The sequence below is a fragment of the Pseudarthrobacter sp. NPDC059871 genome (assembly GCF_042731175.1).
Lineage (GTDB): Bacteria > Actinomycetota > Actinomycetes > Actinomycetales > Micrococcaceae > Arthrobacter.
Window position 1 is genome coordinate 207,868 of sequence record NZ_JBHWJV010000002.1, and the last position, 13,724, is coordinate 221,591.

A 13,724-nucleotide genomic window follows, 5' to 3' on the forward strand; every position below is an offset into this window, starting at 1 on the left:
CCTGATCCGCGAACAGGCTTAGGACTTCATGGAGGCGATCCGACGCTGTCCACATAAGGGCTTTGCTGCCTGCCGCATGAGCTGTTTGACCTGCATTCTGTGGGGATGGAGATCCCGCCCGGACTGATCGATAACGCTGCCATCCTGCGCACCGGTGCCACCACCGACGCCCTGCACCGGGCCTTCCGGGCGGGTCAGCTGGTCCGGATCCGGCGCGGTTTTTACGTGCCCACAGAGGACTGGCTGCGGGCACGTCCTTCCGAACGCTTCGCATGGACGACGACGGCGGTGGCCAGGTCCATCAAGGGTGCGGTTCTGTGCGGGCAAACGGCAGCCGTTGCCAGCGGGTTGCCGGCGCTGGGCACGCCGCCCTGCGTTGAGCTGGCAACGGCCCTTCCCGGCCGCAGCGGAATCCGGAAATCCACGCTCCTGGTCCTGGGTGATAGCGGCGCGGCGGAGGAAGTCCGGCGGACGCGTTCCTACCCACTCCGGTACCGGCTCGGAGCCGTGCCGGAGCCGGTCCGGTCTGGGGAATTCCTATGTTCGGGGTTGACCCGGACCACGGTGGATGTCCTGGCATCCGAGGAGCTGGACCAGGCCCTGGTGGTAGCCGACGGCGCGGCCCGCAGGCTGAGTGGGGCGGGCATCCTTGGTCCCGGGGCCGGCCTGCTGGCTGTGCCGGCCATTGCGGCCGGCATCGGAGAGCTTCCTTCGGCGGCTGGCCGGCGCCGCGCCGAGCGGGTGGCTGACCTTGCGAGCCCGCTGCCCGAGTCCGTCGGAGAGTCCTACAGCCGGGCCGTGTTTGAGTTCCTCGGGTTTGAGCAGCCCGTACTGCAGCATGTCTTCAGTGACGGTGCGGGCTTCATTGGGAGGAGCGACTTCTGGTGGCCGCGGCAGGGCGTGGTGGGGGAGTTCGACGGCAAGGGCAAATATGTCGAGGCCGCGCAGCGTGACGGGATCACTGCAGAGGAAGCCGTCTACCGGGAGAAGCTCCGCGAGGACCGGATCCGCGCCCTGGGCCACGGCTTCGTCCGCTGGCGCTGGGCCGACCTGGCAGATCCCAGCAAACTCCGGCGCAAGCTGTTGGCCGCCGGAATCCACCCGGGCGCGGGCACGCCTGACGTCACGAGTCAGAGGCTTGTTCGCGGGTCAGGGTCCTGAAGGCGCGGTTCTGCGAAGAAGCTTAGGAATGGGCTCGACGGCGCTCGGGTTCGAAGCGCGGCGTGCGCGGGCCGGCGGCCGGGCAGCCGGGGGTGGTTAGCTGGTTGCGAGGTCCAGGGTGAAGACGGCGAGCTGGACCTTGGGTGCGGGGCGTGGTTTCTCGCGGTCGGGGCGGCGCACGTATCCGTACCGCTCATAAAGGTTCTGGGACCCATGGTTGTCCACGCCGGTGTCGAGGACGATCCGCTCTGCACCCTGTGCCACGGCGAGTTCCGACGCCCGGTCCAGCAGCTGCCACCCGAGTCCCCGGCGCCGTGCTTCCGGCAGCACGGCCAGCAGCCGGACTTCCGCTTCACCCGGCTCTGCCTGGCGCGCCAAGGCCGAACCGTGCTGCAGAACCGTCATGGTGCCCAGCAGTTCGCCCGTGGCGGTGTCCTCGGCCACCAGCAGCTCGCCGGCCGCCGCCCTGGCCCCGGCGTCCACCAGCAGGTCCAGCCGCTCGGCGTCGGGCTGCCGGGCTCCCGGAAGATGGTGCCCGAAACCACGGAAGGTCAGCTCACCGACGGCTTCGTATTCAGATTCCCGGGCCACGCGGATCACGGTGGTCTCCAATGCCTGTGTGGGGACTCTCAACGTTCCTGCCCTTCCGCCGTGGGGTCCGGCCTGCCTTGTTATTCGTTGCTTTCAGCCTGTGCTTTAGAGCGGCGCTGGACCGGCCCTTGAACCGACAGGCTATCCGTGGGGCAGGGCCGCATCCCAGCAGCGGGAAACAGGGCGTCTTGGGCAGTCACTTAGGGCAATACAGGGACATGTTTTGCCTTGCACGACGGCGCATTGCGGCCGGTGTTGTGATGCCCCCACCCCGGTGGTTGTGTGGTGGCACAGGCATCAACAGGGGGAAACAGATGGAAGCAAACCCGGGGCCGCCGGCCACGGCGGCAGGCAATGAGGTGGCCGGCGGAGCAACCGTCGGCGACGAACACCGCAAGGATGCGGTGTGGCCAGGTGCCGATGCGAACGCGCGGCAGGGATCGCGACGGCGGCGGGGTTCCTCCGCTAAGCCACGCCGATCCTCCGGGGCCAAGGCAGCCCAGGGCCACGAGGACGCCGCTGATCGGGGCCAGGACTGGAACGGCTTCGATGCGGGGCAGCTGGTTGACGTCCACCTGCCTGACGGGTTCTCATTCCACGGAACCGTGGACGCCAAGACCGCTGATTCCGGCGTGATCTGGATCAGGAGCGACGCCGGCATCCGCCGGATGTTCGGCCACCTAGAAGGAGTCCGCCTTGCTCGCCGGACGGCAGCAGCAGGCTCATCAAAAGCGCGCACTGCAACAGCCGTCTCTTCAAAAGCCGGCACCCAAGAACCACGCACCCCGGCACCTATGGCAGCAGCGCCCGGAACCCAGGCCGGCAGGGCCGCAGTGCCGTGACGCCACCTGTCCGGACCGCAAACAACAGCCTCAACACCAGCCACCACAGGAGACCGTGTGCCAGCCACCCTCACCCATAGGATCAACATGCTCTGCGGAGCAGACTTGGCCGCCTTCCGCGCCCGGCTCTGCTCCCTGGCGCAGCGGGACGTCTACGCTGACGGGCTCGAAAGCGCCGTGACAACGATGCCCCGGCACCCGTCGCTCCTCACCGAAGGCTCGTCGGTGGACATCCTGGGGTTCGGCACCTGCGCCGGCTACGGGCCACCGCAACTGACATTGTCGGTGGCCATGCTGCTGGACTATCCGCGCTGGCCCCAGGAAGTCTTTTGGGACGAAGCCCACGCCTGGGCCGAAGCCGTGGCCGGCCCATCGATGGCCGTCGCGGGCATCTCAGGGAGCCGCGAGAACGAGGACGGCATGGTGTTCCATTACCGGCTGAAGGTCACTGAGCCCGCCGCCGCGTCCGCATCCCGTAAACCGATCCTCCCGCCGGCAGGCACGGCTGCCGTGATCCGGCCATCGACCAGTACCGCCAGTACTTCATGGGATGAGGTACCTGCGTTGCCCGCAACGAGCGCATCCCGATTGGGCGCATCGCTTTCAGCCACATCGCCGTCAGCCACGTCTCCGTCAGCACCACCGTCTCCGCCTCCAGCGCCGGGCACCGGCGTTCCAGCCCCCACCGCACGGTAGGGCACTGCGGCGTGGAGGGCCGCCGCCGATGGCCCGGCCTGGGAATCCAACGCCTGTAGCGACTCGAGGGTCACGGCGGCCAGGACCTCCCTGGGGTGGACCGTCCCGTGCCGCGCCCCGCGGTCCAGGACAAGGAAGGCAGGATCGGCCGGCCCCAATCCCCGTGCGCGGAGGTGGGCGATGGACTCGCCCACAGCCTGCCCCGACGGCAGAAGCGGCACCCCGCCCGCCGGGCCGCCGGTGTCAACGGAAGGAAGCAGCGACCGCACGGTTCCGCGGGGACTGTCCGGTTCAAGGAAGCCCAGCGAGGCCAGCCAGCCGTCGTCGAAATACGTGGAAAGGTAGTTACGCCCTGAATCGGGAAGGACCACCACGATGGTGTGGGACTCGTCCAGCCCTTCCGCCAGGCTCAGCGCGGCAGCAAGGGCCGTTCCGCCGGTGGCCCCGGTTAGCAGCCCTTCCTCGCGGGCTGCCCGCCGGGCGGTAAAAATCGCATCACGGTCGCTGACCCGGATGTAGTGGTCCACAACGTTGGTGTCGAAGGCCTCCGGCCAAATGTCCTCCACGGATTCGGGGTGCAGGGCATGGCCGGCGCCTTCCACGTACTTCAGCGCCCCGTCACCACCGCCGTACCGGGAATGCTCCGGATCAGCCGCCACCACCTGCACCGAACCGCCGCTGGCGTCCTTCAGGAAACCGCCGGTGCCGGACAGTGTGCCGCCCGTTCCCACACTCGCCACCAGATGGGTGACGGACCCCTCGGTGTCATCCCAGATTTCAGGGCCCGTGGTGTGACGGTGGGCCGCGGGGTTGGCAGGGTTGTCGTACTGCTGGGCAAGCCACGCGCCGGGAGTAGCTGCCGTAAACGCGGCAGCCCGGGAAGCCAGATGGCCCGGATGGTCGCGCGGAACGAAATCGGCCACCAGGTGCACCTCGGCGCCGTAGGCCCGCAACAGCCGGATCTTCTCCGCGGCCGTTGCCGCCGGCGCGAAAATCACTGCCCGGTACCCCAGCTGCGCTGCCACCATGGCCAGCCCGATGCCGGTGTTGCCGCTGGTTCCTTCCACCACCGTTCCGCCGGGACGGAGCTGCCCCTGGCGTTCGGCGGCCCGGATCATGGACAGCGCCGCCCGGTCCTTGACGCTGCCGCCGATGTTCTGGAATTCCAGCTTGGCGTAGATCCGTGGACGCAGTCCCGCCCCGAGGCGGCGCAGGCGGACCAAGGGAGTGCCCCCGATGCCGTCCAGGACGGATTCGAAGACTGTCATGCTGTCACCTCCGCGTCCGGAACCGGGCGGGGATGGACTGCGGACGTGCGGGGGAGGGCTGTCATGCGGCCACGGTAGGACGGCGCAGCGGCGCGTCCCAAACTGTTTTGAGCCGCGTCTCCCAGCATTTCGCCCGATGTGCAAATGCGGCTCCGCCCACCCGCCCGGCGTCACGGGAACCGTCACAAAAGGACCCCTCACGGAAGCCTCAGGTAACCGGACTTCACCCGGATTAATGCTCCGACGCCGGATGCGGAGCGCCCTGCTGCCCGGGCTTAGGGTCCCGATATGGGCCGAATCGCTGGGACAAGCACACTACCGACAACGGGCACGCCGTCCCCGCGTGCCGCGCTGTGGCTGTGCCTCGGCGCCGGGTTCGTGACCCTGCTCGATCAATCGGTTTTCGTTCTTGCCGTCCCGGCCATGGCCGCCGGCCTGCATGCGGACAGCGGGCAGGTGCAGTGATCCTGGCCAGCTATTCCCTGGCTTTTGGCGTCGCGCTGGTTCCGGCCGGACGGTTGGGCGACCTGCTGGGCCGCCGGAAACTGTTCATCGCCGGGGTTGCAGTGTTCGGCGCCTTCAGCCTCCTCGGCGGGCTTGCGTCGGATCCCGCCGTCGTCATCGCCGCCCGCCTGCTGCAGGGACTGGGCGCCGGCACGCTGAACCCCCAGGTACTGGGCCTCCTCCAGGACATTTTTACCGGCTCCGGGCGGGCCAAGGCACTGGGCTACTACGCGGCCGCCGGTGGCACGGCTGCGGTCTGCGGCCCCCTTGTGGGCGGCATTATTCTCTCCGCCGGCGATCCTGCCCTTAGTTGGCGGCTCCTGTTCCTGGTCAACGTTCCGCTCGTGCTGGTCCTGGTGCCCCTGGCGCTGGTTTACCTTCCGCGCGCGGCGCCGCAGCCCGGCCCGGCCAGGTCAGGAAGCGCGCGCACCCCCGGAACGGATGCCGCCAGCTTAGCCAGCGCAGGCCGCATCCAGGACCCAAGCGATGCTGCACCGCGCCGTTCCTCCGTGGACGTCCCGGGGGCGGCCTTGCTGGGCGCGGTGGTGGTGGCATCGCTGGTTCCTACCATCTACGGCCCGGGCCCGGTGGCCGTCGTGTGGATGGGAGTGGGCGCCGCCGCAGTGCTGGCCTTCGCGGCATGGGAGTTTTCCTATCACCGGCGCGGCCGCACCCCGCTGCTCAGCCCGGCGCTGGTGAGGTCGCCCGGGTATCTCCTTGGCACGGTGGTGGCGCTGTGCCAGTTCGGCGTCGGAGCGGCCATGGCGGCAGTGACCTCGCTGTACTTCCTGTCCGGAACGGGCCTGCCTCCGCTGGCCGCCGCAGCGATCCTGGCACCGCAGGCCGCCGGAATGCTGCTGGCTTCAAGCCTCAGCTGGAGGTTCGTTGGCCGGTACGGCAGGACCGGAATAGTGGTTGCCATCGCCGCGGCGCTGGCCTGCCTCCCGGCAAAGGACTGGGCGGTCCAGGGGTTCGACGCCGGTGCTGCCGCAGCAATTGTCGCCGGGGTGGGGCTCCTGCAGGGCGCGGCCACAGGGCTTGTGGTGGCGCCCAACCAAACACTCACGCTGGCCCATGCGCCGCAAGGGGCGGCGGGGGTGGCTGCGGGGTTCTACCAGCTCAGCCAGCGCTTCTCCGCAGCACTCTGTTCCGCCGCGGCCGCGGGCATGTTCCTCGGCGAGGGTGCCTCCGGCGGGAATGCCCGGGAAGCCTTCCACCAGGGCATCGTGCTGTGCTGCGCGTTGCTGGCCGCCGCCCTGCTGGCCGGAGCGGCGGACGCCGTGCGGATCGCTGTTTCGGCACGGAAAGCCAGGGCCGCCGTCGCACGCTCCGGAAAGGAAAGTACGACGACGGCCCTCACCCCAGTGCCCGGCGCCCCGGTGCCTGCAGCGTCGGTTTCCGGCGAGCCAGGTGCCCGGCCGGCGGCGCCGGTGGGGGCAGGGGCCGGTGTCCGCCGGGCAGGTTCACCGGCCCCGGGAGCCGGGGAACGGACGGACGCTTAGTTGCCGGCGGCGTCGACGGGCCCGGTGGTGGGCACACCGGCGTCGCGCAGGGCGGGGAAACCGCCGTCAACGTGCACGGCGTTGGCGTAACCGAGCCGCTCAAGCTTCCGTGCAACCGGGCCGGAGCCGTTCACGGAGCCGCAGAACACTACGATCTTCTGGTCCGTGCCTTCAACCTGCGCCAGGCGTTCCTCCGACTCGGGGCCGAAATCCTCCTCCACGCGCCCGCGGTCCACCACCAGCGCTCCGGGGATTGCACCGGTGCTGTTGCGTCCGGCATCGCTGCGGACGTCAACCAGCAGTGCACCGCCGGCAATCAGTTGGGCGGCTTCTGCGGCCGTGACGAGTTGCGTGTCTGTTTCGGTTTCAGTGGTCATGATTCTTTCCTTCTCTTGTGCGGATGGTGATGGGACAAACTTCAGGACAGGCCCCACTCGGCGGCCAGCAGTTCGTAGGAGTGCACGCGGTGCCGGTGGCTGTGGGCGATGGTGGTGATCAGCAGTTCCTGGGCGCCCGTGGCGTGCTGCAGGGACCGCAGTTGGTCGGCCACCTGCGCCGGGCCGCCCACGAACCGCGTCTCCACCCGGTCCCGGATGAGGTCCGGAGCCCCCGTTTCGGGTGCGGCTGACAGCGCATCCAGGCGGCCGCCGTCACGGGGCGCAGGGTAGGGAATGGCGCCGTGGCCGGTGCGGATGCTGTGCACCCAGGCGGCGTAACCGGCGCCAAGGGTGCGGGCGGACTCCCCGCCGTCAGCCACCAGGACATCCGCGGAGACGGTGACGTATGGCTCCGCCAGCGCGGCCGACGGCTTGAAATGGGTCCGGTATTCTGCCACCGAATCCAGCACTGTGGCAGGGGAGACGTGGTAGTTCGCCCCAAACGGCAGGCCGAGTTTCCCTGCCAGCCGGGCGCTGGGACCGGCCGTTGAGCCATGGATCCAGAACTGGGGCGTGGTGCCCCGTGCCGGAGTTACCGTGATCTCCTCGCCGTGCCGGGTCCGGTAGCCGCCGGTGAAGAACCCGATCACGTCCTGGACGTCGCTTTCGAAGTTGTCCGCGTCGCCGGGTTCGCGGCCCAGGAGTTCGGCCTGGAGGCGGAATTTCCGCGGGAGGACGGAATTGAAGAGCCGCCGAGCCGCCGGGACCAGGAGCCCGTCCACCACCCGGGCTCCCTCGTCCGGCTGCGCCGCAGCGACCGCGCCCGCGGCGTGCGCGGGGCCGTCCGCATGCGTAGCACCCGCAGCGGAGCCGTGGGCGGCGGCGGGCTCCGGCGTCGTCCGTCCCGCATCCGTTGAATCCGCGGCCGGCGTGCTGGGCTGCCCCGACCGTCCGAACCCCAGGTCCAGCCGGTCCGGGTACAGGGCCGCGAGGGTGCCGATGTTCTCCGCCACCTGCAGCGGCCGGTAGTTGCCCAGGATGGTGGCGGCGGTGCCCACACGGATGGTCCGGGTGGCCGCCGCAACCAGGGCCGAGAGCACGTGCGGGGCGGAACCGGCGACGCCGGGGTTCAGGTGGTGCTCGGCCAGCCAGAAGCGGTGGTAGCCAAGGTCCTCTGCGGCTACAGCAAGGTCAATGCTGTTGCGCAGCGCGTCGCCGGCCGACTGCCCGGCAGGGACTGGACTGAGATCGAGTACTGACAGGGGGACGGGGGAAGCGGTAGGCATGGCATGACCCTACGAGCCGGCCCACCCTGTCCCAAGCGGCCCTGTCACCGGGCTCAACCGGGGGAAACAGGCCGTCACGGAGCCCGTTTCCGATGCTGGGCAAAAGTGCAAAGATGACGCCAAAAGCCGCTGTTTGACGCGGGATTTCCTGCGTTGACGCCGCGCGACAACCGCGTTTGTCAACGCATTGGGCCGGCTCCTACATTCAAGCCATAGGTCAAGAGTCAGCACGCCAAGGACCGGCTGGTGCTGCGGCAACCCTCAGGCATTTTGTGGCGGGGTGCTCCGGAAACAGACCTGGCCGCACCGCGGCAAGTGAATGTCGTCCCGGCCGCGCTGCGGCCCTGAAGAAGGAAACCATGGCTTCAACACCTGTCCCTGAACTGCGCTCCAAAATCGTTGCGCTCGAGCTCGACGGCGACGGCGCCCACCCGGCCGCGTGGCGCCGCGCGTCCCACCTTCCCGGCGCCCTCCTGGGCGGCGGCCGGATCCGGGAAACCGCCCAGGCCGCGGATATCGCAGGCTTCCACCTGGCCACCTTCCGCGATTCCCGCGTCCTGGATGCCGGCAGCACCGGCATCGCCGGCCGGATCGACGCCGTGCAGCGTGCGGCCTTCGCGGCCCCGCTGACCCGGTCCCTTGGACTGGTCCCCGAGGCGGGAACGCTGTTTACCGAGCCGTTCCATGTGGCCACGCAGCTGGCCAGCCTGGACTATTCCTCCCACGGCCGGGCCGGCTGGCTGGTCAGCGCCGCCAACGAACCCGCCGAGGCACGGTCCGTGGGCCGCCAGGCACTCGCCGAAGCCGATGTCCTGGCCGAGGCAGCAGACGTGGTGGAGGCCGGCCGCCGGCTCTGGGATTCCTGGGAGGACGGCGCTGTCATCCGGGACGCAGCCACCGGCCGTTACCTGGACCGGGACAAGCTCCACTACGCCGACTTCGACGGTGACAGATTCTCCGTGAAGGGCCCGTCCATCATTCCCCGGCCGCTGCAGGGGCAGCTGGTGGTCTTCGCACCGGCGGACCTGATCCCTGCCGTCGAAGCGGACGTGGCGCTCGCCGCCGCCGGTTCGGTGGACGGACTGGCAGCCGCGGCGGTGGCTGCAGCAGCGGCCGGAACCCCGCGCACCCTGGTGGAGCTCGACGTCGTCCTCGACTCCCGCGGCCAGTCCGCGGCGGAGCGCCTCGCGGAGCTTGATGCGTACGAACCCTGGCAGGGCGGCGCCCGGTACGCCGGCAATGCGGCAGGGCTCGTCGAGCTGCTGGTTGAACTCTTCCGCGCAGCAGACGGGGTCCGGCTCCACCCGGCCGTCCTGGACATCGACCTGCCCGAACTCGCCGCCCAGGTCCTGCCGGAACTGCACCGCGCCGGTGTGGCCGCGCCGCGCACCGGAACCACCCTGCGCGAAACCTTCGGCCTTCCCCGCCCCGCCAACCGCTACGCCGCGGCCTGAAAGAGAGCATCATGAGCACGCACCACCGCACCGCCGGCAACGGCCAGATCCAGTTTGGCGTCTTCTTCCAGGGCGTCAACCACACCACCGTCTGGAAGACCCCGGAGAGCGGTTCCCAAACCGACTTCGAATCCTTCCGCCGGGTGGCCCAGACGGCGGAGCGCGGCCTTTTCACCGCGTTCTTCCTCGGTGAGGGACTCCGCCTGCGCGAGCACCTGGGCCGGATCCACGACCTCGATGTCGCCGGCCGCCCCGATGCCCAGACGGCCCTCGCGGCCCTGGCCGCCGTCACCACCAACATCGGCCTGGTGGCCACCCAGAACACCACCTACAACGACCCCGCAGACCTGGCGCACCGCCTGGCCAGCCTGGACCTGCTCTCTGGCGGGCGGGCGGCCTGGAATATCGTCACCACGGACAACGCCTGGACCGGTGCCAACTTCCGGCGCGGCGGGTTCCTCAAGCACGAGGACCGCTATATCCGGGCCGAGGCCTTCGTCCAGACGGCCAAAGCGATCTGGGATTCCTGGGCCGACGGCGCAATCGCCGGGTCCCGGGATGCCGGGCGCTGGCTCGAGGAAGGCAGCATCACTCCGGTCCGGCGCACGGACGCAAGTTTCGACGTCGAGATCACCGGCCGCCTGCCGCGCTCCTCCCAGCACCACCCGGTTCTCTTCCAGGCCGGCGACTCGCCGGACGGGCGGGACTTCGCCGTCCGGAACGCCGACGTGATCTTCTCCCGGCATGCCGAGCTTGAGGATGCCAAGAGGTTCCGCGAGGACATCGTGGCGCGCACCCTTAAGGCCGGCCGCCCCGCGGACGACGTCAAGATCTTCCCCGGCCAGGAGTTCATCCTCGGCGCCACCGAGGCCGAGGCCGAGGAGAAGCACCAGTGGGTCCGCGAACAGCAGGTGGGCCCGGAGACCGCCATCGCGTACCTGGAGCAGTTCTGGGGCCGGACCCTCACCGGGTACGACCCCGACGGGCCGCTTCCCGAAACGGACCCCATTGTGGACGTCACCAACCCCACCCGCGGCAACGCCTTCCACGGCGCAAGCGCCAAGGAACTCGCAGCCCAGTGGCGCGCCGAGGCCAAGGACAAGGGCCAGTCCATCCGCCAGTTCGTCGCCGCGCGGTCCCGGCTCAACGGCCGTGGCCTGGTGGGATCCTACGACGGCATCGCCGACAAGCTCGCCGAATATGCCCACACCGGAGCCGTGGACGGCTTCAACATCACCCCCTGGATTGTTCCCGGTGGGCTGGACGACATCGTCAACGAACTGGTCCCGCGCCTGCAGGACCGCGGCGTGTACCGCACCGAATACGAAGGCACCAACCTCCGCGAAAACCTGGGCCTCCGCGCCCCACTGACCCGCCGCGCATCCCTGCACTCCGGCCGTAACGGCGCCGGCCTGACCGAAAGCGAAAACGTCGCATGACCCGCCCCAACCAGCCCCGCAGCAACCAGCCCCGCACCCTGCCCGCCGGTCCCTTTCGCCGGCCGACCGCCGTCGTCGGCCTTCTTGGAACCGCAGCGCTGCTGCTCTCGGCCTGCGGCGGCGGGGCCGACGCCGGCACGCAGCAAAGCGCCGACGCCACCCCGGTGTCCGGCGGGAACCTGAACTTTGCCCTGTCCGTGGACCGCGGCTGCATTGATCCGCAGCAGGTGGGCAACAACGATGCCATCGCGATCGCCCGGCAGACCGTGGCGTCACTGACCTCGCAGGACCCGAAGTCCGGCGAAATCGTGCCCTGGCTGGCAGAGAAATTCGAATCCAACGCCGATGCCACCAGCTTCACCTTTACGCTCCGGACCGGCGCCACCTTCGCGGACGGCACGGCCATTGACGCTGCATCCGTGAAGACCAACTTCGAAGCGATCAAGGCACTGGGGGCCAAGGCGAGCCTGGGTTCCACGTACCTTAGCGACGTCAGCGCCATCACCGTCAAGGACCCGCAGACCGTTGTGGTGGACTTCAGCAAGCCCAACGCCCAGTTCCTGCAGGCCACCTCCACCTTCACGCTGGGCCTGCTTTCGCCGTCGTCAGCGTCCCTGTCCGAGGCGGACCGCTGCGCCGGGAAGTTCTCCGGCTCCGGCCCGTTCAGCGTCAAGAGCTACACGGTGGACAAGGAAGCGGTGCTGGAACGCCGCGCCGGCTACAGCTGGCCGGCCGCTACCAACACCAACACGGGCGAGGCCTACCTGGATACGGTCACGTTCAAGATCATCCCCGAGGCCGGCAACCGCACCGGCAGCCTGCAGTCCGGCCAGATCGACGCGACGGCGGCCATCTCCGCGGCGGACATCACCCTCTTCAACGGCAATGGCTTCTGGAACGAAACCCGGGCCAACCCCGGCGTCGTCTACAACCTGTACCCGAACGAGTCCACGCCCAAGCTCAAGGAAACAGCTGTCCGCCAGGCGATCTCCAAGGCCATCAACCGCGAGGAAATCACCACCACGCTGCTGACCGAAAAGGACCAGCCCGCCAAGGGCGTGCTGTCCCACACCACCCCGTACTTCAAGGACTTCAGCGGGCTGCTGGGCCATGATCCCGACGGCGCGAAGAAGCTTCTGGAGGACGCCGGCTGGAAGGAAGGGGCGGACGGGGTCCGGGAAAAGAACGGCGAGAAGCTCGCCTTCAAGGTCACCTACTGGCAGTCGCCCAAGGAAGTCCTGGAACTGGTCCAGCAGCAGCTTAAGGCCGTGGGCGTGGACCTGCAGCTGAAGTTCACCACCATCGCCGACGTCACCGCCGCGCAGGCCACCAAGGATTACGACTTCTCCTACGGCAACCTGACCCGCAGCGACCCGGACGTGCTGCGCACCGTCTTCGCTTCCACCACTGCCCGCGGCGGCAGCAACCTGCGCGAGAAGCTTCCTGTGGACGACACCCTGGGCGAGCAGGCAGCCGCACTGGACAAGGACGCCCGCCAGAAACTGGTGGACCAGGGGCAGGAAACCCTGATCAAGGACGCCCACTCCATCCCCATCTATGAACTGTCCACCACCATTTCCGCCAACGAAAAGGTCCACGGCCTGGCGTTTGAAGCCTCCAGCCGCCTGGACTTCTACGACGCCTGGCTGTCCCAGTGATCCGCTACGTCGGACGGCGGCTGCTGCAGGGGGCGTTCGTCCTCTGGGCCGCGTACACCGTGTCCTTCCTGATCCTCTACCTCCTTCCCGGGGACGCCGTGAGCATCATGGCCAGCGGGGACGAACAGAACTCGGTGGACCCGGCGCTGGTAGCCAAGCTGCGCAGCGAGTACGGGCTGGACCGGCCGCTGCACGAGCAGTACGTGATAGCGCTGTTCAAGGCCCTGCAGCTGGACTTCGGGGTGTCCATCAAGAACGGTGTGGCCGCCACCCAGGCAGTGGGGGAAGTCCTGCCCGAAACCATCAAGCTCGCGGCGGCCGGGTTTGCGCTGGCCGTGCTGCTGGGCAGTGCACTGGCTATCGCGGCCTCGTTCAGCCGCAACCGCTGGGTCCGCCAGCTGGTGGCCTCGCTGCCGCCGCTGGGCATCGCGGTGCCGACGTTCTGGATCGGGCTGCTGCTCCTGCAGTTCTTTTCCTTCCGGCTCCGGCTGTTCCCTGCACTGGGGAACGACGGCGCCCAGAGCCTGGTGCTTCCCGCGCTGACCCTGGCGATCCCCACCTCGGCGGTGATTGCCCAGCTGCTGATCCGCAGCCTGCACCAGACCCTCGGTGAACCGTACATTGAGCAGATCCGGGCCAAGGGCGCCAGCGACGCGCTGATCCACTTCGGGCACGCCCTGCGCAACGCGGCCATTCCCACCCTGACCATGCTGGGCATCCTGGTCGGAAACCTGCTGGCCGGGGCCGTGGTCAGCGAAACGGTTTTCTCCCGCACGGGAATTGGCCGGCTCACCGTCACCGCCGTCAACAGCCGTGACATCCCGGTGGTCCAGACGCTCGTGGTGCTGGCCGCCGCCATCTTCGTGATCACCAGCCTGATCGTTGACCTGATCTACCCGCTTGTGGACCCCCGCATCAACACCGCGGCCAGGGCCACCGCCTAGGA

Annotated in this window: 12 protein-coding genes and 1 riboswitch; of the genes, 8 read left to right on the top strand and 4 right to left on the bottom strand. The window is 69.0% G+C overall.

Annotated elements, in window-relative coordinates; genetic code table 11:
- Positions 1-105 precede the first annotated feature (105 nt).
- Positions 106-1,161, top strand: coding sequence for a hypothetical protein (locus tag ACFV4R_RS03725; RefSeq protein WP_377201100.1), 1,056 nt, complete (start codon positions 106-108; stop codon positions 1,159-1,161).
- 96 nt (positions 1,162-1,257) lie between these two features.
- Here the strand turns inward: ACFV4R_RS03725 and ACFV4R_RS03730 are convergent, their stop codons facing one another.
- Entirely contained in the window at positions 1,258-1,794 is a 537-nt protein-coding gene (locus ACFV4R_RS03730) for a GNAT family N-acetyltransferase (protein WP_377201101.1), read from the bottom strand.
- Between the two features lie 272 nt (positions 1,795-2,066).
- Here ACFV4R_RS03730 and ACFV4R_RS03735 point away from each other — a divergent pair, with 272 nt between their 5' ends.
- Positions 2,067-2,594, top strand: coding sequence for a hypothetical protein (locus tag ACFV4R_RS03735; RefSeq protein WP_377201102.1), 528 nt, complete (start codon positions 2,067-2,069; stop codon positions 2,592-2,594).
- 431 nt (positions 2,595-3,025) lie between these two features.
- Here the strand turns inward: ACFV4R_RS03735 and ACFV4R_RS03740 are convergent, their stop codons facing one another.
- Entirely contained in the window at positions 3,026-4,558 is a 1,533-nt protein-coding gene (locus tag ACFV4R_RS03740) for a PLP-dependent cysteine synthase family protein (protein ID WP_377201103.1), read from the bottom strand.
- Between the two features lie 288 nt (positions 4,559-4,846).
- On the opposite strand from ACFV4R_RS03740, the gene ACFV4R_RS03745 reads away from it, so the two are divergent.
- Together ACFV4R_RS03745 and ACFV4R_RS03750 are read left to right on the top strand one after the other, a co-directional pair.
- Positions 4,847-5,023, top strand: coding sequence for a hypothetical protein (locus tag ACFV4R_RS03745; protein WP_377201104.1), 177 nt, complete (start codon positions 4,847-4,849; stop codon positions 5,021-5,023).
- Positions 5,020-6,564 (top strand): MFS transporter, encoded by a 1,545-nt coding sequence (locus ACFV4R_RS03750; RefSeq protein ID WP_377201105.1) that lies wholly within the window; start codon positions 5,020-5,022, stop codon positions 6,562-6,564. The genes ACFV4R_RS03745 and ACFV4R_RS03750 overlap by 4 nt, the downstream gene beginning before the upstream one ends.
- On the opposite strand, the gene ACFV4R_RS03755 is transcribed toward ACFV4R_RS03750, so the two are convergent.
- A complete protein-coding gene (locus ACFV4R_RS03755; protein WP_377201106.1) occupies positions 6,561-6,941 on the bottom strand; it encodes a rhodanese-like domain-containing protein in 381 nt (126 codons plus the stop codon). The genes ACFV4R_RS03750 and ACFV4R_RS03755 overlap by 4 nt on opposite strands.
- 41 nt (positions 6,942-6,982) lie before the next feature.
- A complete protein-coding gene (locus ACFV4R_RS03760) occupies positions 6,983-8,227 on the bottom strand; it encodes an LLM class flavin-dependent oxidoreductase (RefSeq protein ID WP_377201107.1) in 1,245 nt (414 codons plus the stop codon).
- A gap of 215 nt (positions 8,228-8,442) precedes the next feature.
- Positions 8,443-8,551: riboswitch (SAM riboswitch) on the top strand.
- Positions 8,552-8,586: 35 nt separating this feature from the next.
- Between ACFV4R_RS03760 and ACFV4R_RS03765 the strand changes: the two genes are divergently transcribed.
- Genes ACFV4R_RS03765 through ACFV4R_RS03780 form a run of 4 tightly spaced genes read left to right on the top strand, consistent with a single transcriptional unit; the run spans position 8,587 to position 13,722 of the window.
- Entirely contained in the window at positions 8,587-9,681 is a 1,095-nt protein-coding gene (locus ACFV4R_RS03765) for an LLM class flavin-dependent oxidoreductase (RefSeq protein WP_377201108.1), read from the top strand.
- A gap of 11 nt (positions 9,682-9,692) precedes the next feature.
- Entirely contained in the window at positions 9,693-11,120 is a 1,428-nt protein-coding gene (locus tag ACFV4R_RS03770; protein WP_377201109.1) for an NtaA/DmoA family FMN-dependent monooxygenase, read from the top strand.
- The gene (locus tag ACFV4R_RS03775) at positions 11,117-12,778 is read left to right on the top strand and encodes an ABC transporter substrate-binding protein (RefSeq protein WP_377201110.1); all 1,662 of its coding nucleotides are present in this window, start codon (positions 11,117-11,119) and stop codon (positions 12,776-12,778) included. Before ACFV4R_RS03770 ends, ACFV4R_RS03775 begins: the two co-directional genes overlap by 4 nt.
- Positions 12,775-13,722: an ABC transporter permease gene (locus tag ACFV4R_RS03780; RefSeq protein ID WP_377201111.1), complete on the top strand. Its 948-nt coding sequence runs from the start codon at positions 12,775-12,777 to the stop codon at positions 13,720-13,722. The genes ACFV4R_RS03775 and ACFV4R_RS03780 overlap by 4 nt, the downstream gene beginning before the upstream one ends.
- Positions 13,723-13,724 lie beyond the last annotated feature (2 nt).